General features: G+C 36.6%; 25 protein-coding genes and 1 tRNA gene. 17 read left to right on the top strand and 9 right to left on the bottom strand.

The window, feature by feature from the left end:
• Positions 1-104 precede the first annotated feature (104 nt).
• Positions 105-851, top strand: a complete 747-nt coding sequence (locus tag ACMAYL_RS07660) for a TIGR02147 family protein (protein ID WP_412470948.1) — start codon at positions 105-107, stop codon at positions 849-851.
• Positions 844-2424, top strand: coding sequence for a hypothetical protein (locus ACMAYL_RS07655; protein WP_412470947.1), 1581 nt, complete (start codon positions 844-846; stop codon positions 2422-2424). The genes ACMAYL_RS07660 and ACMAYL_RS07655 overlap by 8 nt, the downstream gene beginning before the upstream one ends.
• Before the next feature lie 153 nt (positions 2425-2577).
• On the opposite strand, the gene ACMAYL_RS07650 is transcribed toward ACMAYL_RS07655, so the two are convergent.
• A tRNA-His gene (locus tag ACMAYL_RS07650) sits at positions 2578-2653 on the bottom strand.
• Positions 2654-2815: 162 nt separating this feature from the next.
• Between ACMAYL_RS07650 and ACMAYL_RS07645 the strand changes: the two genes are divergently transcribed.
• Together ACMAYL_RS07645 and ACMAYL_RS07640 are read left to right on the top strand one after the other, a co-directional pair.
• A complete protein-coding gene (locus tag ACMAYL_RS07645; RefSeq protein WP_412470946.1) occupies positions 2816-3418 on the top strand; it encodes a hypothetical protein in 603 nt (200 codons plus the stop codon).
• Positions 3419-3488: 70 nt separating this feature from the next.
• Positions 3489-4217 carry an HAD family hydrolase gene (locus ACMAYL_RS07640; RefSeq protein WP_412470945.1) on the top strand — a complete coding sequence of 243 codons (729 nt, stop codon included), beginning with the start codon at positions 3489-3491 and terminating at the stop codon, positions 4215-4217.
• On the opposite strand, the gene ACMAYL_RS07635 is transcribed toward ACMAYL_RS07640, so the two are convergent.
• Both ACMAYL_RS07635 and ACMAYL_RS07630 read right to left on the bottom strand, forming a co-directional pair.
• Complete coding sequence (locus ACMAYL_RS07635) at positions 4180-5265, bottom strand: RluA family pseudouridine synthase (protein ID WP_103218819.1); 1086 nt, start codon at positions 5263-5265, stop codon at positions 4180-4182. The two genes, ACMAYL_RS07640 and ACMAYL_RS07635, sit on opposite strands and share 38 nt — an antisense overlap.
• Positions 5266-5279: 14 nt before the next feature.
• On the bottom strand, positions 5280-7478 hold the full coding sequence (locus tag ACMAYL_RS07630) for a hypothetical protein (protein WP_103218820.1): 2199 nt from the start codon (positions 7476-7478) through the stop codon (positions 5280-5282).
• An 81-nt stretch (positions 7479-7559) separates the two neighbouring features.
• Between ACMAYL_RS07630 and ACMAYL_RS07625 the strand changes: the two genes are divergently transcribed.
• On the top strand, positions 7560-8729 hold the full coding sequence (locus ACMAYL_RS07625; RefSeq protein ID WP_392990673.1) for a hypothetical protein: 1170 nt from the start codon (positions 7560-7562) through the stop codon (positions 8727-8729).
• Positions 8729-9520 (top strand): hypothetical protein, encoded by a 792-nt coding sequence (locus ACMAYL_RS07620; protein ID WP_412470944.1) that lies wholly within the window; start codon positions 8729-8731, stop codon positions 9518-9520. Before ACMAYL_RS07625 ends, ACMAYL_RS07620 begins: the two co-directional genes overlap by 1 nt.
• On the opposite strand, the gene ACMAYL_RS07615 is transcribed toward ACMAYL_RS07620, so the two are convergent.
• From ACMAYL_RS07615 to ACMAYL_RS07600, 4 genes are all read right to left on the bottom strand, one after another.
• Complete coding sequence (locus tag ACMAYL_RS07615) at positions 9515-10486, bottom strand: hypothetical protein (protein ID WP_412470943.1); 972 nt, start codon at positions 10484-10486, stop codon at positions 9515-9517. The two genes, ACMAYL_RS07620 and ACMAYL_RS07615, sit on opposite strands and share 6 nt — an antisense overlap.
• 90 nt (positions 10487-10576) lie before the next feature.
• On the bottom strand, positions 10577-11725 hold the full coding sequence (locus ACMAYL_RS07610; protein WP_412470942.1) for a cysteine desulfurase family protein: 1149 nt from the start codon (positions 11723-11725) through the stop codon (positions 10577-10579).
• A gap of 36 nt (positions 11726-11761) precedes the next feature.
• Positions 11762-12868 (bottom strand): quinolinate synthase NadA, encoded by a 1107-nt coding sequence (gene nadA / locus ACMAYL_RS07605; protein ID WP_103218825.1) that lies wholly within the window; start codon positions 12866-12868, stop codon positions 11762-11764.
• 28 nt (positions 12869-12896) lie between these two features.
• Positions 12897-13214, bottom strand: a complete 318-nt coding sequence (locus tag ACMAYL_RS07600) for a rhodanese-like domain-containing protein (RefSeq protein WP_103218826.1) — start codon at positions 13212-13214, stop codon at positions 12897-12899.
• Positions 13215-13423: 209 nt separating this feature from the next.
• On the opposite strand from ACMAYL_RS07600, the gene ACMAYL_RS07595 reads away from it, so the two are divergent.
• From ACMAYL_RS07595 to ACMAYL_RS07545, 11 genes are all read left to right on the top strand, one after another.
• Entirely contained in the window at positions 13424-14200 is a 777-nt protein-coding gene (locus ACMAYL_RS07595; protein WP_158246927.1) for a ParA family protein, read from the top strand.
• A gap of 107 nt (positions 14201-14307) precedes the next feature.
• Positions 14308-15189, top strand: coding sequence for a ParB/RepB/Spo0J family partition protein (locus tag ACMAYL_RS07590; protein WP_103218828.1), 882 nt, complete (start codon positions 14308-14310; stop codon positions 15187-15189).
• 176 nt (positions 15190-15365) lie between these two features.
• The gene (locus tag ACMAYL_RS07585) at positions 15366-16112 is read left to right on the top strand and encodes a hypothetical protein (RefSeq protein ID WP_412470941.1); all 747 of its coding nucleotides are present in this window, start codon (positions 15366-15368) and stop codon (positions 16110-16112) included.
• Between the two features lie 109 nt (positions 16113-16221).
• Positions 16222-17484 carry a Glu/Leu/Phe/Val family dehydrogenase gene (locus tag ACMAYL_RS07580; RefSeq protein ID WP_103218830.1) on the top strand — a complete coding sequence of 421 codons (1263 nt, stop codon included), beginning with the start codon at positions 16222-16224 and terminating at the stop codon, positions 17482-17484.
• Positions 17485-17536: 52 nt separating this feature from the next.
• Positions 17537-18022 (top strand): hypothetical protein, encoded by a 486-nt coding sequence (locus tag ACMAYL_RS07575; RefSeq protein ID WP_103218831.1) that lies wholly within the window; start codon positions 17537-17539, stop codon positions 18020-18022.
• A gap of 47 nt (positions 18023-18069) precedes the next feature.
• Positions 18070-18585, top strand: a complete 516-nt coding sequence (locus ACMAYL_RS07570) for a hypothetical protein (protein WP_103218832.1) — start codon at positions 18070-18072, stop codon at positions 18583-18585.
• 78 nt (positions 18586-18663) lie between these two features.
• Positions 18664-19059 carry a LexA family protein gene (locus ACMAYL_RS07565; protein ID WP_103218833.1) on the top strand — a complete coding sequence of 132 codons (396 nt, stop codon included), beginning with the start codon at positions 18664-18666 and terminating at the stop codon, positions 19057-19059.
• Between the two features lie 9 nt (positions 19060-19068).
• Positions 19069-20340 (top strand): Y-family DNA polymerase, encoded by a 1272-nt coding sequence (locus ACMAYL_RS07560; RefSeq protein ID WP_392990683.1) that lies wholly within the window; start codon positions 19069-19071, stop codon positions 20338-20340.
• A 53-nt stretch (positions 20341-20393) separates the two neighbouring features.
• Positions 20394-21074 (top strand): hypothetical protein, encoded by a 681-nt coding sequence (locus tag ACMAYL_RS07555; protein WP_103218835.1) that lies wholly within the window; start codon positions 20394-20396, stop codon positions 21072-21074.
• Positions 21075-22031: a DUF2817 domain-containing protein gene (locus ACMAYL_RS07550; protein WP_392990685.1), complete on the top strand. Its 957-nt coding sequence runs from the start codon at positions 21075-21077 to the stop codon at positions 22029-22031.
• 3 nt (positions 22032-22034) lie between these two features.
• Positions 22035-22787 (top strand): alpha/beta fold hydrolase, encoded by a 753-nt coding sequence (locus ACMAYL_RS07545; protein ID WP_412470940.1) that lies wholly within the window; start codon positions 22035-22037, stop codon positions 22785-22787.
• Here ACMAYL_RS07545 and ACMAYL_RS07540 read toward each other — a convergent pair.
• Positions 22769-24340: an ArnT family glycosyltransferase gene (locus ACMAYL_RS07540; protein ID WP_392990689.1), complete on the bottom strand. Its 1572-nt coding sequence runs from the start codon at positions 24338-24340 to the stop codon at positions 22769-22771. The two genes, ACMAYL_RS07545 and ACMAYL_RS07540, sit on opposite strands and share 19 nt — an antisense overlap.
• Before the next feature lie 16 nt (positions 24341-24356).
• Positions 24357-25364 (bottom strand): 6-phosphofructokinase, encoded by a 1008-nt coding sequence (gene pfkA / locus ACMAYL_RS07535; protein ID WP_199177567.1) that lies wholly within the window; start codon positions 25362-25364, stop codon positions 24357-24359.
• Positions 25365-25369 lie beyond the last annotated feature (5 nt).

Genomic DNA, 25369 nt, shown 5'->3' with positions numbered 1-25369 from the left:
TAATGGAAAATGATTGAACAATACTTCTGTGTTCTAAAAATGAAACAGAACACTTTGTTCTAAAATCTGTTGTTGTTCTAGTTTTTATCTGCAAAAATCTTCTTATGCAAAACGAGATAATAGAAAGACTTTCAAATGAATTTGCAAATGCAAGGGCAAAAAATCCATCTTATTCACTGAGGGCATATTCTAATAGGTTAGGCATTCAAGTTTCAGCTTTATCTGAGATATTGAATGGAAAAAGAGCTATTACAAAAAAAATGGGACACAAAATTTTGTCTGGTCTTGGAGTTAATCCTATCGAGTCGGAGAAAATATTGTCAGGTTCGAAAGCTAAAGAAGAACCTAATTTGTCATTGGATTATTTTAAGGCCATTTCAGATTGGTATTACTTTGCGATTCTATCATTGGCCGAAATTCCAAACTTTAAAGCACAGCCTGAATGGATATCCAAGAGATTAAATATTTCACGGAGAGAAGCAAAGCTCGCTCTAGATAGGCTTATAAAACTTGAGATGTTAGTGGAAAACAAAGATGGAAGCTATGAAGCATCAGGCGTCCAATATAAAACACCTACAGATATCTTAAATGTTTCATTAAAGAATCATACAGTTCAAACTCTAGAACTCGCTATGAATTCCGTTCTCAATGATCCAATTGAAGAGAGGGATTTCTCAACTGTTACAATGGCCATCGACCCCTCTAAAATCGATGAAGCAAAAAAGATGATTAAGTCGTTTAGAAAGCGATTGTCTAAGAAACTCGAAACTGGAAGTAAAAAAGAAGTTTATAAATTGTCAGTTCAATTATTCCCTTTAAGTAGGAAGCGTAAGGAGATCGAAAATGAATAGAAAGATTTTATTATTATTTTTATCTATTATCACATCAAGAGCGGTGTATGCAGGACATGAGACAGGAAATGGTGGAGATGGTGTACTGTGCACTAAGGCAGATGGAAAGACCTATGTGCAATTTTATGACCTATATGAGGCTAAAGCTGTTTATGGATTAAATATTGATCTTGGAGCCGAGACATTAAGTGTTGAAAATAAAGTTGAGCTAGCAATAAATCGACTTGAAGATATAAATCCGAGCCGAAAAAAATTGTACCGAAATTGGTTTAACTCATTTTACTCTGAAACCGAATTCACTTTAGATAATTTAATTGATGTTCCTGACACTATTGATGGTCGAATACCTGCCTCATGTTCTTTGGAGCAAGTTATTGTTCAAAGGACTCCAAGGTTTCCAGGTCAAAAAAGATATACCATAGATAAAAAATTGTGGGACTTGATGGATAATACTTCTAAGGCTTCAGCTATTTTGCATGAATTAATTCTTCGAGAAGCTGTAAACATTTCTGGCCACACGAACTCTATTTCTGCAAGGTATTTTAACGCTCGTTTGAGTACGAATAGTTTCTCATCCCAATCACTGAGAGACTACGTTGAACTAATTAAGTCAATTGACTTTCGTCATTTCGATGCACATGGGGTAACTTTCTCGCTCTTTTCTTGGAGGAACGGTACTAGAATAGAAAATGGTTTAACATTTTATAATGATTCCAAGTTAAAAAGTGGGTATGCAGAGTCTTACAAAGAAAATCAAAAAATAAAGATTGAGAGTAATGAGATAGACTTTCCTGCACAGTCGATCTCATTCTATAAGAACTCACAGATAAAGGAAGTGGGAGACTTTTCTGTAAATAACCCATTGAAGTTTAAATTAAATGATCTTGATTTGGTAATACTGAATGGAGACATTTGGAGAATAGTATTTAATAAAAATGGTAACTTAAAAAATATTAATACAGATGGTGAAGTAAATTTAAATTTATCCTCAACGAATCTAATATGTTCTGGAGAAAGAAAAATAAAGCTGGAAGTCTCTATGGGGAAGGTCGTAGATTTCACTTGTTCATCTTCTTCTGACTGGGCCGGCGGGCTTTTGTTTTTTCAAAATAAATGGAACCCTGTTAATTCATTTAGCTTAAAGACAAACCTTGGTTTTAAAAAAATAAATTTTGGAGAAGCTAGAGATCTTGAGTTTAATGGCATTTCATTTGAAACCTTAAGTGAGGTTACTTTTCACGAGGGTGAGATTGCGAAGTTAGTGAAAACGGAGTCCTCTGTAAATGTAGGTTTAGCAGATAGATCGTTTGAGTTTACTGGTCAAGTAGAGTTCAATGATCTAGGTAATTTAATAAGTGGACGCATTGATAGCATGGAAACTGTTCTACAAGGGAAGGAAATTGTTTTGGATGGTGAAATTAAGTTTCATGATAACGGTAAAATAGCGTCAGCTATCCATGAAAACTTTGGTTCATTTAACTTCAAGATGGTGGATGGCCGTACAATCAATTGGAAACCATATTACAGATTTTGTCTTAATGAGGATGAGAATTTTATTGAAGGTTGTTACTAGGTATGTAGAGTTGGTGACCCCGCTTTACGGCCATCGTGGCCTCGCGGGGGACCCTCATCGTGAGGGCCACCCACGACATTGCCGTAGCTACAAAACCCAATCATTCATCCACAAATAAAAAAAGCCCCCGTATGAATACGGGGGCTTTTTTAATGGGGTGACCGATGGGGCTCGAACCCACGACAACCAGAATCACAATCTGGCGCTCTACCAACTGAACTACGGTCACCATAAGAATGTGGAATTATTTATAAATGCTTGGGCCTTATGAGTCAACAGTTAATTGCATAATGTGTAAGGTTTGTGCGAAGCGTCCTAGGAATATCTTGCATATAAATGCTCCAAGGCATTAAAATGATTAGTGAAGTTACCAAAAAACTAGGAAGGATATATGAAAAAGGTATTTCTATCATTAATGATGCTTTCACAAGCTTCAATTTTTGCTTATGGGATTGGTCAATCAACGATGCCAATGCTTAGCGGAAGCAAGCAAATTGCAACGGAACTTACTGGAATTACGTCTGATAAGGGCGGAATGGGTATGCAGGTTCGTTACACTCAAAAACTAGATGAAAAATTAATCGTAGACGGTGGGATTGGTATCTCAGGTGGTGAGCGTTCACAAAGACTATTTGTTGGTGCTGACTATGAAATCTATCCAGATTATATGCAACAACCAAGAGTTTCTGTGAAAGGGATTCTAGAGCGTTCAACTGAGTTTGACCAAGGGATTACAAAAATCTCGATGGCACCAACTATCACTAAAGGATTCTCTTTCTGGGGTAAAGAAGCTTATCCATATGCTTCACTACCAGTAGGGCTTTCACTAAATGGTGACACTAAAACTTACGAAACAACAATCAGTCTTAACACTGGTATCAACGGACAACTTCCAATCGAAGGTTTTAAACACCTAAATGGAACAATGGAAGTTCAAGTTGGACTTAAAGATTCATTCACAGCATTCCTTGCTGGTGTATCGTTTCCACTATAATATCTTCCAGAAATTATATATAACTAAGAAGGCGGCCTAGTGCCGCCTTTTTAATTAAGAGGACTATCCAATGACAAAAATTATTCTCTCAGATTTCGACGGAACACTTACTCATCACACAGAAATGAGTAGTGAGCTTTTCGATATTTTAAAATTAGCAGATGAGAAGAAAGTCCCTTTTGTCATTGTTACTGGCCGCTCAATTTCTTGGGCACACTTTTTAATCACTCACTTTACTTCACTTCCAATTGTTATCTCTGAAGGTGGGGGAGCAATTAGCTGGCGTGATAAAGCAGGACTTATTCAAAATGAATTTCTTGTTCCTGAAAGTGAGTTAGCAAAACTTGAAGCCTTTTGTATAAAGCTTAAAGAAAAATATCCTAACCTTTATTTAACAAGTGACTCTCTAGGACGAGTTGCAGATCGTGCAATTGAGCTTTGTGATCTTGCAGATGAAAAATTTAAAAATGAAATCTGTCATCTTATGGATGAAGAGGGAATTAATTATTCAACTTCAAATGTTCACTTAAACTTTTGGTGTGGAAATCTTTCAAAAGCAAATGCGACGAAAGTACTTTTTAATAAGTTCTATCCAAATTTAAATATGGCCGAAGATGCCATCTATTTTGGAGATAGCCTTAACGACCAATCAATGTTTGATAAAGTGAAAACATCAATTGGTGTTTCAAATATTAAATCAGTTCTCGATAAGCTTGCAGTTAAGCCTCACGTAATTCTTGAAGGAAGCGAGAATGCAGGGCCTAGCGGGGTTTTAAACTACCTGAAAAATAATCTCTAGCAGCATCTTTTACAGTCGATTCAATTTCTTCAACAGGAGTTGTAAATCTCTCACTAATAAGTGGAATGAAATCTTTTGGCAGTGAAGAAATATACATGCGATCTTCACCCTTGTAGTGAAGCTTGAGTCCTATGGCATGGAGACAGTGGCGATTGTGCTCCATTTGATCATATTCTTCTGGGCTCGCTAAATTGTCCTTAAATCTTTGAAACATTTCAAATGAGCCAAGGTAGAGCTTATCGCCAACTAGTGGAAGTCCTCTAAGCATAGCGTGAACTCTAATCTGGTGTTGGCGTCCCGTTTGAGGGAAGGCCAAGCCAATAACATAGTCGCCTTCCTTAAATAAAACCTTAAAGTCTGTGTAGGCGTGTTTACCTTCATGGGAATCAACAGGGTAAGAGTCGATATAGACACGCTTTAAACCTTCTTCACCAGCGCCAAGTCGCTCATCTGAATAGAACTCGATTTCGCCGTTGTAGTCTTCATTTGCCTTGGCGATAAAGAAGTAACACTTCTTTACGCGATCGTGGATAAACTCTTCTCCCATTAAGTTGGCTATCTGGGGCTCTTTTCCTAACATCATGACCCCTGATGTTTCACGATCAAGCCTGTGAATAGAGTGAATGGTTTTTTCATACTTCTCTTCAAACATAACAGTTGCACAGTAGAAGAGGTGGCGGCCAGTAGGGTGGCAGGCCATATAAGGAGGCTTATTCATAACAATAAGCTCTTTGTCTTCAAAGATAATCTCTGGTTTCTCGTCTAACTCAATTAATTCACCACGCCAGTACTCATCTTCTTGAGTTGTTCTTTCGATTCTAAAGAAGATTCTTTCTTTGTAGTGGAGAGTTGTTGAAGGACGATGTTTTCCAGGGCGGCCAATGATTTGAACATCGCCTGCCTTGATACGTTTCTTTACTTCTTGACGTGACCAAGTCTCAAGATAGATTTGCATATATTGATCAAGTCTCATACCATGCTGAGTTTCCTCAACATAGTAAGTGACTTCATATACTTGTGTTGTAAATTTCTTATTGAGAATGGCCATAATCTAATAAAGTACTAATATCTTTCTTTAATTAGATACTTTATTAGCGCAAATGATCCGTTCTGTGAATAACCATAAGTTGTATTAAGATTATCAATAATTTGTTGAATTTCTTTCTTAATATCTTCCTTTAAAGGAATGTGGCCTTGAACATCCTTGCCACTTTTTTCAGCTTCAAAGAAGACTAAGTTCTTAGAAATATTCTTAATGACCTTCTCTTGCTCTTGTCTAAAAGATTCTTTAAGACGATCAACAACCTCAGGGAAGATCTTTATATAATCAACTTTCTGTCCTGGGTTATCTAACGACCATGCCCCAAGTTTAGAGATTAAGTGTGAACGGAAAGTTGAAGGGTCTTCTTTTAAAGAAATATTGTTTTCAAATTCTTTAATTTGGTAAGCATCGCCTTCCTCATATTTTCCAGTCACTTCATTCTTTATCTTTTCACCCTTAATAAGTGCGTTGATATTTTGAATATACTTCTTTAGGTACTCTTCGTATGAACGATCATCGACAAGTCCAAGACATCCTCTTAGCTGACGATCAAATTGATCGAGACAGTCTTCATTTATAAGTTGGATGAACTTTTCTGGATTATGGTAGTCACCATGGGCAGACATGTTTAAGAAGTCATACTCAGACTTTTTGTTGATAATTCTTCTGAAATACTCAAGGACTTCAATGAAAGTAATATCTTTATTTAAGTCCGCAAGGCGATAAATCATATTCTTGATATCACGAGGAGATATACCAAACTTACCTTCATAGAGATTATCGAATTCAAACTCAGATTCAACTTTTCCAATATTGTGTTTTAGAAGCTGTGCTTCTTCAACATTAAGATGGGCCGGAAGCTGACGGTCACTTGAGTAAAGCGCGCATTTCTCAAGTGGATTAAGAGTTGTCACAATTGCAGATAATTTTTTGTTATCTTCATAGTGTTTACTCATACAAGAGCGAATTCTCGTCATAACTGAGAATTTTGCAATGGCAGAAAGTGACCCCGGCTCAAATCGAGTACGATCCTTAATGCTATCAATTTGCTTCTTATAAATATCCATCTCACACTTATAGTCCAGTAGGTAAGGAACGCGAATAAATGTAAAACGTCCTTTAAATGAATTAAAATCTGGATGTTGTTTAAATGCTGTTAAATGAACTTCGTTAGATGTTCCAATAAAGAAAATATCAAGCTCAGTTAGAATACCACCAAGATTAATTGAACCAGATTCCATTGTCATAAGTAGATACTTAAAAGTATCAAGTGGTCTCTTTAAAAGATCTGAGTATTCTAGGATTCCACGATTTGCATGAATTGTTTCACCTGACATTTGAAATAGGTTCAGTGATTGTAGAGAAGGTGGCAGTGATGCAAGTCTTTGATCCATTGTAATCTGTTGCATCTTTGCATCAACATGTAATTGAGGCTCAATTGTAACGGCACTACGAGAATAGCGACGAGAAACTGTATAGCGCTCAACACGGATATGTTTTAATACTTCTTCGTGTTTACCCTTGTAGTTTTTTAAGAGTGCATCGTAGATCATACGATTTCTTTTCGAAAGATCACCGCGCACAAGGTACGATTTTTCAATTTCTTCTAATTTCTCTGGTTGGTCGTTAAAAGCTGAGTGAATAATATCTTTTCTTACTTCTTTTGGAATGAGAAGAAGTGGATGATCCTTAAGCTCCGAAGCGAGAATTGCTGAGATATCTTTATCTTCTAATAAAGCATAAGAATTTAAATTTACCGAAGAATGAGTTTGGTTAAGTCCAAGGTTACCCTTAATGACAGTATTGATTGGGAATATCCAGCTAAAAGTGTAAAGAGCACCTTCGTCTGTCTTAGAGTAATCCTCTGCACCTTTCATAAGGCGTTTTACAAGTGAGCTCTTAGATGAACCATTTGGCCCTACTAGTAAAATAAATTTATTATTGAAACCTTCTTCAGCAAAATTTCTTAACTGCTCAATTATTTTTTCTTCAATTTTATATTGACCAAAAACTGCAGGAGCATCTTGATCATCTTTTTGAAAAACATTGAGGTGTCCGTGATCATCGCGTCCAAAATAGTCCACCATGTCTTGAAGATAGGCCGAAGTTGGTCTTAATTCCCTGTCTGGAAATTTTTTGAAGAGCTCGTAGTAGTCAAAAAATGACATTGTCTCATTTCCGTTAACTTCTAAATCATTTAAACTATCTAACCAATCCATAATCTTCCTTTGAAACCTTTTAACATAGGGGATTTCTAGTTATAATTTTACCATTGATTGGGTGTTACATATAAGTGAGAAATGTTTAAAAAAATAATCTTTACTTCCATTCTTATTCTGAGTGTTGGACTCGGGTATTGGCTTTTCACGAAGAAAAGCTCTGGCCCTAAGCTTTCAAATGAAGAAATTATCGAAATTGTTAAAACATTAAAGTTTGAATGGGAGAACGCACACCTCGATAAAGAGGGAATGTGTAAGAAGCTTAGCTATGTAGATGACCAGTATTACCAATGTTTTCCAGAGTATATGGCCTGTTTACTGGAAAAGAAGCTTGTCAATGTCCATATTAATAAGAAATTAGTACCAATTACGCTGAAGGGTAACTACAGCTACCATCAGATGCCTAGCTACCGCTACTATGATTATACAGTTAAGGCCGATGGCTTTGATGAAGAACTTAAACTTAGCTTTGTCGACAGTTGTCAGGAAGTCTATGTTCCTCAAAGATATTATCCGTTCTTGGCCAATAAAAGAGATGTAACTATTTCGTGGGATAACTTCAATCGCAATATTTTTGTTGATAAATACCATGTGCAAAACTGGGAAGTTCTAAATTGGGCAAAGATCTCTAAAGATAAAGTTGCTCAAGAAGCGGCAAAGAAAATACAGGATAGAAATAAGTACTCTTATGCTTACGGGCTTTCAATTGATGAGATGGATGCTTATTGTTCTTTTCAAGGGAAATCAATTTTAAGTGCCCGTGTCTTTGATGCTATATCAATTCATCCAGAAGATCTAAATGATACGACAACAAAGTACTTAAGAGCGCCTTTTTACCCATGGGAAAGAAAGAATACCAAAACTCTAATTAATAAAATTCAGCGCATGAAAGAATTTCATATTGACGAAATAACTAAAGAAGAAAGAATTAAACTTTGTAAAAAAGATTATTCTAGTGAGTGTTTGGATCAGAATTATATCCAAAAAAATAGTCACAATGTTTCATGGGCCGGTGTTTATGAAATTTTTGGCGGCCCACTTGAATACTTAAGAAATATTATTCATCCAAGTGAAAATATAAAATTGGCTTCATTTTATTTTAGTTGGCATCAAAAAGCTCATCAGACCGGAATGCGTGGATATTGGGATGGAGAGGGATTTGGCATTAATAATATTGCTTTTGATCCTTTTGTTTCTAACGAGATAGGATCAGATTATAAAATCGCTTTTCGTTGTATGAGGACACTATAATGAAGTTTATAATGGGTTTATTACTTCTATTAAATTTCATTTCTTGCAACCAAAAGAATTTCATTTTGGAAGAAGAGTTGGCCTTTACTAATAACTTTCAAATTAATGAACTCTATCAGGGAAGTAAAGGGGTTTATGAACCGAAGAATACATGGCTTCTTCTATTTACCTTTAATGACTATTGCTACTTTTATAAAACACCATTTAATAAATCTCTAGGAGAGTACCGAGTGACTAAGAGATCCTCGGGGAAATGTAGCTTTAATGATGATGCAATTCTTTCTAAAGAAGGAATTAGTGATTTTAAGATGAATCTTCATGTACAGGATAAGATAAAGCTTAATCTTATAATTGATGGAGAGAGTGTAAACTATCCTCTTCTAAATCATACTGTTTCTAAAAAGTTTTCTCCGTTTAACAATCAACTTAAGGAATCATATTTTGATAATGTATTTGTAAATGGTGGTTTGGATTATTTAAAATCTAAAACTTTAAAAAGTGGAACTCTTTGTCACGGTGTGAATATCGAGTGTAAGGATGTGGTGAAGTATAAGTGTGATCTTTGTGAGGAAGGCAGTTACGAAGTCGTCGACTTTAATTGTGCACAAGGTGGCAGTAAATTTTGTGGAAAGGATAAGTGTGGAACAAAGAATCAACCAGCTTGCCCTCGTGGTTATAAGGTTTTAGATACGAAGTTTCCTTCTCTTTGTTTTAATGGATCTCCGGCAGGTTTTTGCTCTCCTGGACTTAGTACATTCTGTAATGATGAGGGGATTCTTATTTGCTTATAAGATCTCTTTACCAAAAACTGTAGCAGGTTTTAGCTTAATACGAGATTTTCTTACTTTCTTGATACTATCAATATCTTCTGGGTCAATATAGCAGCTATCTACGGCTTGATAAAAATGAGAACATACCCTAATTTGTTCAGCCTTCACTTCTTTTGTCTTTTTGTTAAAGCTTACAAGAGTGATAAATTCACCATGACCTATATTTGAAATAATTGGATAACCCGATACTTGCATATATGGTTCAAAACTATTTCCAGTAAAGATTAAATCAAATGTGTCTGGCGGCAGTCGTTTTAGTATTGTCTCTGTTGCTTGCTTATCAAGTGAGCAGTTTTTAAACTTATAATCGATCTTGTCACTACAATCTGTATGAGAATGAAGAAGAGCTATATTTAAATCAGTTTTACCTTTTAGTGCTTTTTTAATTTCAATTACACGCGCAACAACATCGTCAAAAAGGATACCTTCTAGGCCATCTTCTTTCTTTAGTTTTGGCTTATAAGGTGTAAGTCCTATGATTCCTACTTTAATTCCACCAACTTCCTTAATGATGTACTCTTGGTTTCCATATTGATTGAATGCTGAATTCGTATCAAGTGAAATTAGATTAGAATTTACAAATGGAAGCTCACGGGGAAGCAGGTTATTTTTTAAATTAACTAACTCATGATCTGATAAGAGAATTGCATCATAGTTAAAGTTGGCAAGTTGATTGAGAATTAACTCACCAGCAAGGTCATATTCTTTATCTAAAATCTGACCACCATCAATTAGGACAAGGTTACTTAGTTTTTCTTTCAATGCAGAAATGAACTTATAGAGTAGTGCATCACCACCAAATTCAATTTTAGAAGAAACGATAAGTTCGTCACTGTGTGATTCAACTTTTGAATTTAAACTAGAAGTGTAAGCGAAGTAGATTGTGTCTGATTCTTTTTTTGAGAGAAAGCTTTTGTCGGCTTTCATATAACTATACTTTCGAGAGTTATCACTACATGAAGTGATAACTCCGATAAGTATCAATATAGGTATTAGTAATTTGTTTTTTTTCAAGTTCTAGTAGCTTCTAATTTTAGATAGTTTTTCATATGCAATTGTAAGTGCATTTTCAATTCTATCATAGAGGGCCGGATCGTTACATAGCCCTAAAGAAATTCTCACTACGCCGCGACCAATATCGTCAGCTACTCCCATGGCCTTAAGAACTTTAGATGTCTGAGGATTATTGTCAGAACATGCTGATGAAGTTGTTACATAAATACCTTCCGACTCAAGCTCCATTTGAACTGCTTGTCCGTGGATACCTGGATATGAAAGATATGTTGTTGAAGAAAGTCTTGGAGCTTCTTCACCAATGATAACAACTTGTGGAAACTTAGCTTTAATATTCTTTTCAAATTCTTCACGTTTGCTATTAATAGCTTCGTGTTTTTGTAGGTTATTCATTGAATATGTAAGCGCTACTGCTAGTGTTTCGTTACCTAAGTAGTTTTGTGTTCCACCACGTAGGCCTTTTTCTTGACCACCACCAATGATAAGAGGCTTTAAAGTTGTAGGATCTTTAGCTACGAGAATACCAGAGCCTGTCATTCCGCCAATTTTGTGTCCAGCGATCACTGCATAATCAATACCTGACTCTTCAAAGTTAAAACAAGTTTTTCCTACAAATTGAGTTGTGTCACAAAGGTAAGGTACACCCTGTTCTTGGCAGATTTTTGCAATGTCGTTATATGGCTGGATAACACCAGTTTCATTATTAGCGGCCATTACTGCAACAAGAGCAGTATTGTCGTCGATATGATTGATTAGGTCTTCAATATCTACAATACCATTTGGCTTTGTTTGAAGTGTGTATACTTCACAACCAAAGTTATCTGCATAGAATTGAGCATTGTTGCTTACTGCTGAATGCTCAATACCTGAGATGATGATTTTCTTTTTTGGGTTATTTAACAAAACAGATTGGAAAACAGTTGAGATACCTTCAGTTGAGCCTGAGTTAAAAACTAGTTGGCTCATATGCGCACCTAAAAGCTTTGCGCATACTGAACGAGCATTCTCCATTGCAACTTTTACGCGAGCGCCGACGTGGTGAGTAGCATTTGGGTTAGCAAATGGCCCCTTGTTAAGTCGGTTGATAATATACTCCTTAACTTCATTACAAATTGGAGCACTACCATTGTAATCCGCGTAAATTTCTTGCATGTTGTCCCTCTTCCTTAATCTTGTGTATTAAACCTATTACTTACTCAGCTCAAGCATCTTATTAAGTGCTTTTAATGAGTACTCTTTTGTTTTTTCATCTACTTTAATTATATTTATAGGTTTATTTTCCTTAATTGCTCTAAAGCTGGCAAGTAGCCAACGAGGTCTTACTCGATACATTGTTGTACACAAACACTGGTAAGGTGACAGGGAAGTGATTTCTTTATCTGGAAAATCATTTGCTAGTCTGTTAACCAAGTTGATTTCTGTTCCAACGGCAAATTTAGAACCAGCTGGTGCATCTTTAATCTTATTAATGATGTATGCAGTTGATCCATTGTCATGAGCTGCTTGTACAACATCAAAGTTACACTCAGGGTGTACGATAACAGTTGTATCAGGTTTATCTTTTTTAATTTGTTCAACTTGAGCTGCAGTAAAGCCTTGGTGAACAGAGCAGAATCCGTACCAAAGAATTACTTTTGCATTATCGATTTGTTCTGCTGTTAATCCACCATTAAGCATATTTGGGTTGTAAACAACCATATCTTCTAGTGGAATGCCTAGATCAAAACAAGTATTGCGTCCTAAGTGTTGGTCAGGGAAGAATAGTAGTTTTTGTCCCTGAGTAAAGGACCACTTGATAATATTGTGTGCATTTGATGAAGTGCAAATTGTTCCATCGTTCTCGCCAACAAATGACTTAAGAGTTGCTGCACAGTTGATATAAGTAATTGGGATGATCTTATCATTAGTTGATCTTTGCATGAATGCCCATGCTTTATCGATCTCTTCACGATTTGCCATATCGGCCATCGAGCATCCAGCTTGCATATCGGGAAGGATTACGTGTTGATCTTCATTCGTTAGCATATCTGCTGTTTCTGCCATGAAGTGAACACCACAGAAAATAATATAAGGCTTGTCTAAAACGGCTGCATCTTGTGCTAGCTTTAGTGAGTCACCTTTATAGTCTGCAAATTCAATAACGTCGTCTTGCTGATAGTGATGTCCAAGAACCACAACTTGATCTTTAAGTTCTTCTTTGATCTTTCTTAACTCAACTAGTACTTCTTCATCAGATAACTCTTCTTGAGAAATTATCGGACGGTGAACTTCTTCTTTACCGAATAGATCTAACATTTTTCTTCCTTCTCGATTTTAAGATTAATTATTTGATTGGGTAACCGCTTTCGTCCCAAGCAAGAATTCCACCTTCAAGGTTGTAAAGGTCTTCAAATCCTTCTTCTAGTAGAAATTGACAAGCAGTTAAGCTTCTCTTTCCACTGCGGCATTGAACAACGATCTTCTTTGATTTGTCAGTTAGGTGATTACCAAATTGATTTGCAAAATCAGAAAGAGGAATAAAGATAGCACCATCAATATGGCCAGCATCCCACTCATCTTGTTCGCGACAATCAACTAAAACTAGGTCTGTATTCTTGTCCATTAAATCTTTTAATTCACCAACTTCCATAAAGTTAATCATTGTGTCATCTCCTTATATAATTGACGTTTTGGAAGATAGAACATTTGAAACGAGCTGTCATCTGAACATCCTTAAAATTGGTTCCAGTTCGTGTTGCGCTAAGTTAAAAAAAATGTTTTATCAGGTATTTGACGTTGCGTGATAGTTTTCTTAACATTTTATATAGATAGTCTTTTATTACGGTCAAAGGGATGACCGAGGGAGCTTACATGGAAGTTATTACGGTTGCAAATAACAAGGGTGGTGTTGGGAAAACAATGCAGTGCTACCAATTAGCGACACACTTAGCTAATAAAGGGAACAAAGTACTTGTTATTGACCTAGATTCACAGGCCAATCTAAGTTCAACTTTTAATTTACAAATTCACAGAACTCTTATCCCTGAGTGGTTAATTGGTGACGTTACTATTGAAGACGTTATGGTTCCATCAGAAGGTAAGGGGAAATTTCATAAGAATATCACAGTTATTCCATCAAGCCGTCATATGGCCAATCTTTCTAAACTTCTCATCCTTTCAGAAGGTGAGATTAGAAAAGAAGCAGGTCGTAAGGAAAGGTTGATGAGACTTAGACTTGAGCAAGTTCCTGAAGGAATGTTTGATTACGTTGTAATCGATACTCCTCCAATGCTTGGAGATGAGCTTATTATGGCACTAGTTGCTTCAAATAGAATTCTTATCCCAACTCAGGCACAGGACTACTCAATTGATGGTCTAGAAGAGTTAATGGATACTTTCGAAATTATTAAAGAAACTGAAAATCCATCACTTGAATTTTCAATTATTCCATCAATGGTTAATACTAGAAGAAAGATTGAAAGGCAGAGACTTGAAGAACTTGCTCAATCTTTCAATATTACGCCACCAATTAGAAATCTTGTTCAAATGCAAGAATCAATTTCGTTAAGAAGACCTATCTGTAAGATGGGGAAAAAGTCTCGTGGTCACGGTGATTACACGGCACTTTGGGAATCATTAAATCTATAATCTATAATTTTTGAGACACACGGATGTGTTTCGCTTTTAAAGGGGCCATGTGTGTGTGACTGGCCCTCTTTAAAGGAAAACAGTCTCAACATAGGGAAGAGGAATTTATGGCAAAAGACTTTGCTCCAAGAGTTTCTAAAAGACAAAGAAAGACAATCGATCTAACTGAAGGTCTAGATAGTAAAGTAGTTGAAAGACTATCGGGTGATCGCCTTCTTCAAGGTGCTAAGCTTGATGAAGTTTATTTAAAAGAAATCGTAGTTAAAGAACAGGTTAGAACGAAGTTTAATGATAGCTCTCTTAAAGAGCTTTCTGAAAACATTAAGCAAAACGGTCTAATTCAACCACTTGTTCTTCATAAAGATAAATTAGGCAGACTAGTTCTAATTTGTGGTGAAAGACGCTACCGTGCCATGACACTTATTAAGAAAGAAAAGTGTCCTTGTTTTATTCTTGATAAGAAGACAGAACAAGAGCTTATGGCAATTCAGTTCTCTGAAAACTCTTCAAGAGAAGCGCTTCACTATATTGATAAAGCAGATGGTATTCTTAATTACCAAAAAGCGACAAAAGCTAGTGAAAGAAAGATCCAAGCTGCACTTGGTATCTCAAAGTCTGAAGTTCACCGCTCACTAATGATTGCTAAAATGGGCAAGAAAATTAAGGAAGCAGCAAAAGCATTTAATATTGAGAAGTATGTTCTTCTTGAACTTGATGCTCTTGAAAAAGGTGTTCTTAAAACTAAACTTACAAAGATGCTTTATAAAGGTGAGTTGACTAAAAGAGCTGAGCTTAAGAAGGCCATTAAAGATGGTGGTGTTCTAAAAGCTGGTAAAGTTAAGAAAACTCCAACAGTTCCAAAGGGACTTACTGCTAATGCATTCATCAAGACGCTTAAATCTCAAGCTAAATCAAAGAAGCTTGATAAAGACACGCAAGCGCTTCTAAATCAACTTCTTAAAGAAACACAAAATATCGTAGATATGTAATCGCTGCTTTGGGTGAGCTAGTTTAACTAGTTCACCTTTGGCATCGTCCTTGCAAATTATATTAGTAATTAAACATATTACTTATGTAATTTGAGGGGCTTACGATGCTAAACAAGGCAAACAAGAGAGAGAAATTTTATACACACTGTTCAAGGTTTATACAGCTAACTCTGGTAGTGTTTACTATTCAGACAGTTGCTTCTGACCTGACTTTGTTTAAAAACTTCAACCCTAGAGTGAAGATTCAAGATCGTACTCCGCAAAGCTTCTATGCAGATGTTGACTACACGCCAAAGCCTGAAGAGTATAAAACATTTCTTGATTACGTCTTTGTTTACGATAAGGCCGGCGTCCTTCAGCGTATGTCTAATCACTACCATCAGCTACAAGAACGCGATGAATACGTAAAAAATTGGGATCTTTCTACGACGACGATCTATCGACTTTCGACTCTTGATGAGAGAAAGCGCTACTTTAATAAGCAATTTCTAAGATATATTGATAAGAGAATTTCGGGCTCTGTTAAATCTGCTAAGAAAGGCTCAACTCTTGAGGCCGTTGGAAATATGAAAGATACTCTTTCTCCTAGTTCTGAAGCTGAGCTTCTACCAAATTTTAAAGTAAAGTTTAGAGCGAAGGTTCTAAAAGGCCTAGCAACAATTAAATTTATCAATCCTTATATCGATGCAAATACACACCTCTCTTTATCTGATGGTGTGACAATGCAGCTACAAAAGAAGTTTAATGATAATCGTACGATTGCTTCTGTTGACTATAATCCTGCGGGAACAACTGTGGAAGTCTATGTTGAACAGGCCATCACAAATAACTTGAGAGCAAGAGCATCTTCAATTGATATGGTAGGGGGAAGTAATGCTGACCATGTGCTGCGCATTAATTATCATGCACCATTCAATTTCTAATTAACCGAATTCGCCAAAAAAAGTCAGCTTTTGCCCTAAGCAAAAGCTAGCGCTTCCGTTACAATAGGAGTAAATTAGTCCTTATTTTACGTATAACGGAGTTAAAAAAATGAGCAATCTTCTAGATAATCCACTATACCAGGATGCCATTGCGCAATTAGAAGAATCTGCAGCAATTATGGGACTTGATCCAAACGTTGCCGACAGACTTAAACACCCAAAAAGAGCACTTCAAGTAGCAGTTCCTATTCGTCTTGACGATGGTACTGTTAAAACTTTTCAAGGATTCAGAGTTCAGCACAATATGACTCTTGGGCCTGGAAAAGGTGGAGTACGTTTTCACCCAGGCGTAGATTTAGCTGAAACAGCTGGTCTTGCTATGCTTATGACTTTTAAATGTGCCCTTGTTGGTCTGCCTCTAGGTGGAGCAAAAGGTGGTATTTGTGTTGATCCAACAAAACTTTCTCGTCAAGAGCTTCAGTCTCTAACTAGAAGATACACTACTGAGATCAACATGATTATCGGTCCAACGATTGATATTCCAGCACCAGATATTGGTACTGACGGTCAAACAATGGCGTGGATGCTTGATACATATTCTCAATTAAAAGGTTACACTGTTCCAGGTGTAGTAACAGGAAAGCCAATTACTGTTGGTGGTTCACTAGGTCGTAGTGAAGCTACAGGTAAAGGTGTTGCATTCTGTGTTAACTTTGCTGCAAAGAAACTTGGAATGACAATTGATACAAATACAACAGTTGCAATTCACGGTTTTGGTAAGGTAGCTGTACCTGCTGCTGAAGACCTTCAAGCACAAGGTGCAAAGATCGTTGCTGTATCTGATGTTTCAGGTGCTATTTATGATCCAAATGGCCTTGATATTGAAAAAGCTGTTGCTTGGGCAAAAGGTGGACGCCTTCTTGCTGATATGGATGGAGTAGAGAAAATTTCTAACGAAGAACTTTTCGCTCTTGAAGTTGATATCTTAATCCCTGCAGCAATCGATGGTGTTATCACTGAAAAGAATGCTCACAATGTTAAAGCTAAGATCATTGCAGAAGGTGCAAACGGTCCACTTAATAAAGCTGCGATTGATATCGTAACTAAGAATGGTTCATTCCTAGTTCCAGATATTCTTTGTAACGCTGGTGGTGTTATCGTTTCTTACTTTGAGTGGGTACAAGGTCTTCAGAACTTCTTCTGGGATCTTTCTGAGATCAACAAAAAACTTCACGACATCCTAAAAGATGCTTTCGAGAATGTTTATGAAGCTCACCAGAAATATGATATTGATATGAAAAAGGCTGCTTTCGTTGCCGCTCTAAGAAGATTAGAGAGAGCAATGAGACTTAGAGGTCTTTTCCCAGGTTAAGATTTATATTACAATCATAGGCGCGTCCTTAATGGGCGCGCTTTTTTTTATTATGAAATATATTGCAACACTTCTTTTTACATTCTGCATTTTCGCTAGTGTTACTAGTGAACTTGTTACTGGCGCTGATCGCAAGATTTTCAGCTACGCAAAGGTGTGTGAATTTTTTGGTGTAAAAGATGCAATGTTAATGAGTAAGTCTTCGACAACGAAGATCGATTGCATGGGAAAAGAGTTTGAGATTGCAAAATTTTGTGAATCTAAGTTTTCAAAAAAACTAAATTACACAAAAGCTCGCTTTGACCTTGTTGATGGAAAGGTCTCTTGTCATTTCTCTGATACTGTTATTCTTGAACTTACATGTAAAGATAAGTACGAAAAATTTTGTAAGGACGCAAAAGGCTCTTGTCAAAGTTTAAAGGGAGACTTCGCTCACTCTCTCGAAGTTTCATCTGCGATGATTCTAGAAATTTATCCTCCTCATTTAAAATGTTTTTATCAGTCAAAAGCTAAGATCCCTAATTCTAGTAATTTATAATTAAAAAAAAATTCATGACTCTTGCACTCCTAGTAATAGGAGGGATTATGCACAAGCAAATGCTAGGTCTTCTACCTCTTGGGGGGAAGGGACATTTAACAGAAATTTATGGTTATGCTTCAAAGGGAGTTCCGGGACTTGAAATTGTTGGTCTTGGTACAAAAGGAAAGTCGATAAAAGAGAAGTTTATTTTTCTCTCAAAGAAGTACAACTTGAAAATCTCACCAAAGCGCTATGTTCTGTGCATTGATGACAATATGGTTTTAGGCTCTTTAAGTTCCAAAGAAGAACTTTATCGCTGGCTTGAGTTACCACTTTTGATTCTCTATTGGTCAATGGCTGGGGTTCTTCCCATTCAAAACTTAAATGATTGTCTTTGCGCAGGAAGAATCTCAACACGAGGAAAGATTGAGCCCTTTCGATTTGATGAAACATCCCATGCTTTTTTAGAGAGATTGGATGCTATGAACTTGAAAGTGATTGCAAGCTACACCCAAGATCTTCGAGGACTTACGTACTTTATTCCCCTTGATGAGATTATTAAGTTCCCCGATGCATCGTAAGTCTCTGTAATTACTATTAGAGTGGGAAAGTAATTCTTTTTCTTGTGCGTAAGTTATGCGTAAGTTATACTAACTTTCATGGAAAAGAAAATTAGAGCAAAACTACCGATTGCAAATTGTGGACTCTTTGGAATCAGCGAGGATCACATACAGAATTATCAATCTCTAGATGATCGTTTTGTACAGAATCGTTCTGCGACATTTTTCTTTGAAGCACAAGGTGACTCGATGGAACCATTGATTATGCCCGGTGACGTCCTGGTTATCGATCGATCTTTAGAAGTAAAGAGCGGTCGAGTTGCCGTGGTTTATCTGGACGGAGAGTTCTTGTGCAAGAGATTCATTAGACAAGATGGAAAGTCCATTTTGCGCTCACACAATCCCCTGCATCGAGACATTATCATTTCAGAAGAAATGGACTTCTTGGTGTGGGGGCCAATTGTGGCCGTGGCCCGTGACATGAAAGAGTTATGAGGTTTTACGATGGAGAAAGTGTATGCGCTGGTGGATTGTAATTCCTTCTTCTGTTCTTGTGAAAGACTATTTCGACCTGAGTTAAGAAATAAACCTGTTGGTGTCTTATCAAATAATGATGGGTGCTTTGTCTCTCGAACTCCTGAGCTTAAGGCCTTGGGAGTAAAAATGGGGGACCCGTACTTTAAAGTAAGGAGGCTTTGTGAGTCACACGATGTTCATGTTTTTTCTTCTAATTTTTCTTTGTATACAAATATCAGTGATCGGGTAATGCATGTTCTTGCTACCTTCGCTCCATCAATAGAGATCTATTCCGTTGATGAAGCCTTTATTGATTTAACTGGTGTAAGCGGAGATTTAAATGAGTACTGTCAGCATATTCGAAAAACTGTGCTGCAATGGACGGGGATTCCCGTAAGTATTGGTATTGCTCCAACAAAGACACTCGCAAAAGTGGCCAATCATATTGGGAAGAAGTCACAAAAGGCGCAAGGAGTCGTCTGTATTCTAGAAGAGAGGTTGCAAGATATTGCACTTCAGAGAACTCCTATTGAAGACGTGTGGGGAATTGGAAGGAAGAATAGCGTAAAGTTAAAAAGCATTGGAATTAAAACGGCGTATGATTTTAAGAAGTTCAAAAATACTCATGTCATACAAAGACTTTTAACTAAGCTAGGTCGCATGACTCAAGATGAGTTACGAGGAATTACCTGTTTTGAGTTAGAAGAAGCTCAGCCTAAAAAGAAAGAAATTCTATGTTCACGAAGCTTTAGTACAAGTGTTGTGGATCTAAAAAGCTTGCGAGAATCAGTGGCCAATTATGTAACAAATGCCAGTGAGAAAATGAGAAATCAGCAGAGCTTGTGTTCAACTATTGAAGTTTTTTGTTTAAGTGATCCACATAAGATCGATCAAACGCCATATTATGGTAAAGACAAAGTTAAGCTTCTTGGTCCAACAAGTGATACCAGAAAAATTATCAAGTATGCATGGGCGGCCCTTGATGATCTCTTTCGCATGGGGGTTTGTTTTAAAAAGGCCGGAGTAAAGCTTGGAGACTTTTCAGATTCAGAGATTATCCAACAAAGCCTATTTGAAGAATTAGATGATCCGCGAAGTGTGAAGCTAATGGAAATCATTGATAAAATTAATCGACGAGAGGGAAGTGGCATGGTTAGGTCAATGGCCTGTGGGGTCGATAATCAGGCATGGAAAATGCGAAGGGAGAAAGTTTCTTTGCGCTATGTCACAGGTTGGAGCGAATTGCCAAAATGTTCGTAGTGTCAGCGATGACATATATTGCCATTAGTTGATGACGTGACTATAATGACGAAATGAGCATATTTAAAGACAAGATTAATATATTTGAAGCAGTAATATTAACATCAATCGCCCATATGGTATTCTTTGGAATGTATTTTGCGAAAGCAAATCCTCAATGGTTTAGCGATGTTTACACAGTTGAAGATGGATTCTTAGAAATACAACAGGCCATCTATCTACTACTCGTTTCATTTGTCTGTCTGTGGCGCTACTTTAAGTTAAAAGGTACAAAGCCAAAATTATTCTCATTTGCGCTTCTTGGTTTTGCAGCACTTTTCTTTTTTGGATTTGGAGAAGAGATTGCGTGGGGCCAAAGAATTTTCAACGTGACTGCGCCTGAGTTTTTTCAGCAATACAATACACAAAATGATATTACACTCCACAACTTAAAATTCGGTGATTTCAAAGTTAATAAAATTATCTTTGGTCTTATTGTCGGAATTATTGTTGGTGTTTATGTATTAATTCTTCCATTTCTCTATAGAGCAATTGGTTTTATTCAGTATCTTGTTGATGACTTTGCAGTTCCTGTTCCAAAGTTAATGCACTCTCTTTTTTATCTTTTAATGTTTATTCTAGTAAGCTTAATTGATCATGGTAAAAAAGGAGAAGTTGTAGAACTTGTTGGGTGTGCAATGTTCTTCGTTATTTTCTTATTTCCTTATAACGACAAGACTTTCCAGAGGTCATAAATGAAAGACTTCGATGAGTTAAATGCCATAAGCGAATTAACTTGTATCGAAGACCCACTCATTCGTTGTCGTGAAATTACACGTATTAATCATGAAGGTGAGAGCTATCCAATTCATAGTTTTGAAATTGGTAGCTCAGATCCAAGCGCTCCGGTTCTAGGTTTATTTGGTGGTATTCACGGACTAGAAAAAGTAGGGACACAAGTCGTTGTTACTTATCTTTCTTCATTATTTAAACAACTATCTTGGGATGAAGAGTTAAGACGAAGCCTAGAGAAGTTTAGAATCGTATCGATTCCTCTTATCAATCCATGGGGCATGTATCATCATCGCCGCTCTAATCCAAACAATATTGATCTTATGAGAAACTCACCATCGCGAACTCATGAGAAAACAAAATTTCTACTATCAGGACATAAGTTATCAGATAAGCTTCCATGGTATCAGGGAAATAGTGATCAAATGGAGCATGAACTTCAAACTCTAGTAGACTATGTGAAAGAACATATATTTGAATCTCAGCGTGCTATCTCTGTCGACTTCCATTCTGGCTTTGGCCTAAGAGATCGACTTTGGTATCCTTATGCCAGAACGCTTACACCTTTTAAGCATATAACAGAAATGGAAAACCTAGAGCACTTATTAAATGAAACCCATCCTCATCATATTTATCGAATAGAGCCGACATCTGAAAGTTATACAATCCAAGGTGATGCCTGGGATTATCTATATGATGAGTATTTAGAAAAAAATCCAGAGGGAGTCTATCTACCTTTAACTCTTGAGATGGGAAGTTGGATTTGGGTTAAAAAGAATCCATTACAAATATTTAGAAGAGGAGGATTATTTAATCCTCTTAAGTCTCATCGATATGATCGAACGATGAGAAGACATATTATGCTAATTAAATTTCTCTTTCGAGCTGTTGGAAGTTCTAAAGCATGGGTGAAAAGGTAAGTTATGAATTGGTTGCTTCTTAGGGGTTTAGCAAGAGATAGTCGACATTGGTATGAATTCCCTGACTATGTAAAAAAAATGAAAGGCACAAATAATGTCTTTGCAATTGATTACTTGGGTGTTGGTAGCAAGAATGAAGAGAAGTCTCCATTAAAGATATCTGATTATGTTGAAGATATGAGAAGTGATTGGCTAAAACTTAAAGAAGAAAATGATGGCCCGTGGAGTGTTATCGGAATTTCAATGGGGGGAATGATGGCCCTTGATTGGTGTGAGCGACATAGCGATGACTTTGAACATGCTGTTCTTCTTAACACTTCAACGAGTGACTCAGGGAAAATTTATCATCGTATGTCTCTTGAAGCAGTAACGACCTTTTCAAAACTGGCCTTTAATAACAATCACCGCGAACGAGAAGAAAAGGCCTTATCTTTAACTGTTAAGATGAAAGAGTTGTCTGATGATTTACTTGATGCATATGCTGCATATTTTGAGGAAAGACCTCTTAGTCGCGCTAACTTTGTAAGGCAGTTAATTGCGGCATCACACTACCGTTTACCTAAGGAATTGAAAACTGATGTCTTGTTGCTTGCAGGCAAGCAAGATAAGCTTGCAAATTATAAATGCAGTGTTGAAATTTCTAAAAGGCTTGGTGCCGCGCTTGAACTACATGAACAAGCGGGACACGATTTACCTCTAGACGATCCTGAATGGATCATTAAAAAGATTGAAGAGCATTACTTAGATAGTAAATAAACATCTTCTTTTAATGGCCCATAAGAGCGTGCATTAAGGGCCGCTTTTATATGTGGCCATTTAACTCTTCTCTTCCATTTTTGCCATTTTGCTAAAATTCTTAAATTCTTACGATACTCTAAAGGAGTCTTTGATTCTGCAGTAATAACCACAGTGTTTTCTTTCTCTAGAAATGAAGAGATATTTGCGTAGCTAATTGGCTCAACATTCATCTCAAGAGTTTGCTCGTAAAAGTAAGAACGACGATCAACTAGTGCTACATTTTTATCTTTGAAAAGACCTTGAGCGGCTTGTGGAACAGGTAAGATGTAAAATTGAGATGCAACAACTGACCATAAGAAAATTAAATATAGTCCCATCGTGTTGAAAGCAATGAGCATCTTTCTTTTAAGAATGAAAATATTTGTCACAATAATTAGAGCAACAAATAGTAAATTGGCAACGATCGTTACTCCATCAGAAAAATAAAGGAGTAGGCATCCAATGGCCAAAAATAGGATATTTATTGGCAAGAAGATAAAAAGGATACCTTTTGCCTTTTCTCGAATAGTTTCAATATCAATTTGCAAGAGCATGAAAACCATTAGGAATGGAATTGATGGTATTGCATAGTGGTGTGATCTCTGAGATGGAATTAACCATGTGATAAAGAAACATAAAAAATGTGCAAAGAAAAAATATGTTTCATTATTTAAGTTCTTAAAGTTTTCTCTTACTTTCTTCCAAGCAAATGGAAGAATTAATAACCATGGAAGAGAATAGAGAATGAGTCCTTGGAATACCTTAATCATTGGCATTGGCTTTTGATCAAATTTTCCTACATTTTCTCTTACGAAGAAGTAATTGAAAAACTCTTCACCATAGTTTAGATAACTAATGAAGTACCAAAGACAACTCAAAATAGTAATCGATAGAAAATAGAAAAAGCACTCTTTAATAATAAAGCGCTTTTCTTTCTTGAATAAGAAAGCTTGATAAAGAGACATTGCAAGAAAGCTCATAACAATTGAAACAGGGCCTTTGATTAGAGCTCCTGCCGCTCCAAAAAGAATCGCCCAAATAAAATACTTTTTAGCCTTTGTCTTTAAGTAGTCAAAAAGAAAGAGTGAGCTAATAAATGGAAGAAGAGATAGAGATGTTTCCATCATAAATGTTCGACCAAATTTAATAGCACCATACCCTCCTAAAAAGAAGGCCAGAGATAATAGTGGTTCAATATTAAATCTTCTTTTTAACCAAACTGCAGTCAAGATACCGAGAGCGATTGTAAGAAATGCCATCGACGCTCGTGCACCTGTTAAAGAAGATTCTCCCATTAGTACATAAATAGGAAACGGCAGCCAGAAATGAACTGGTGGTTTTGACCAGTGTCTCTCCCCGCGGTAGTGGGGTGTCATAATATTATTTGTGTCATACATATCTTGTGATATTTGCACATATAACGATTCTGTCCCTTGTCTTGGGGCACTAATATTTCCAATGTCCCAAAAGTAGAAAATTGAAAATAGGAATGTAAAAATAATAAATAAATTCTTATCTGAAACTTTTGTCATATTTATAAACTTCGTTTTATTTTGATAAGGTTTTAACCATATCTACGTATTTCTCTTCAACTTCAAATTTTTTGCCAAGACACTTCTCTAAGTTTTCGACAACAATTTGACCATTTTGTTCTGCTGTAACAATTGCAGTTTTTCCTTCAAGAAGTGATTTAACAGCAAGATGTCCCATTTGGGTTGCAATAAAGCGATCACGACCAGTAGGGTTTCCTCCGCGTTGAATATGTCCTAGGATACAAACACGTGAATCAATCTTGTGATCTTCAAGAAGTTTGTTGTGAACGTAGTGAGACAGACCTTCAGTTTCCCCTTCAGCAGCAATGATGATTGAAGAACCTTTTCCACGCTGAAGTCCACGTTTAATATCTGTCGCAATTGTGTCAACATCAACATTACTTTCATCTTGAATAGGGAAGATAATATTTTCTGCTCCAGTACAAAGTCCTACGTGAAGAGCGATAGCAGGAGACTTTCGCCCCATTACTTCAACAATGAATGTACGATCGTGTGAGTGTGCAGTGTCACGAATTTTATCCACGGCCTCAATAGCAGTTTGAACGGCAGTATCAAAACCGATTGAATAATCAGTTCCTTCAATATCATTATCAATTGTTCCAGGAATTCCAACTACTGGAACACCGTGTTCCTTGTGAAGCTCCCAAGCACCATTAAATGAACCATTACCACCAATAACAATTAAGGCATCAATATTCTTTCTCTTAAGAATATGTGCCGCTTCTCTTCTTATCTCTGGTTGCATAAATTCAGGACAACGAGAAGTTTGAAGAATTGTTCCACCTTTTTGAAGAATGTTACCAACACTTGCGGCATCCATTTTGTGTTGCGATCCTTCGAGTAGACCTGCAAAACCACGACGAATTCCATAAATCTCAATATCATTTGCAATACAAGTACGAACGACTGCTCTAATCGCACAGTTCATTCCTGGGCTATCGCCACCGCTACAAAGAACAGCAATTGTTTTAATCGACTTTACATCTTTTTCAACTTCACTCATAAAAT

The organism is Halobacteriovorax sp. RT-2-4, from assembly GCF_047085445.1.
Lineage (GTDB): Bacteria > Bdellovibrionota > Bacteriovoracia > Bacteriovoracales > Bacteriovoracaceae > Halobacteriovorax_A.
The sequence above is the reverse complement of the archived record's forward strand: the minus strand, read 5'-3'. Positions and strand labels throughout refer to the sequence as shown.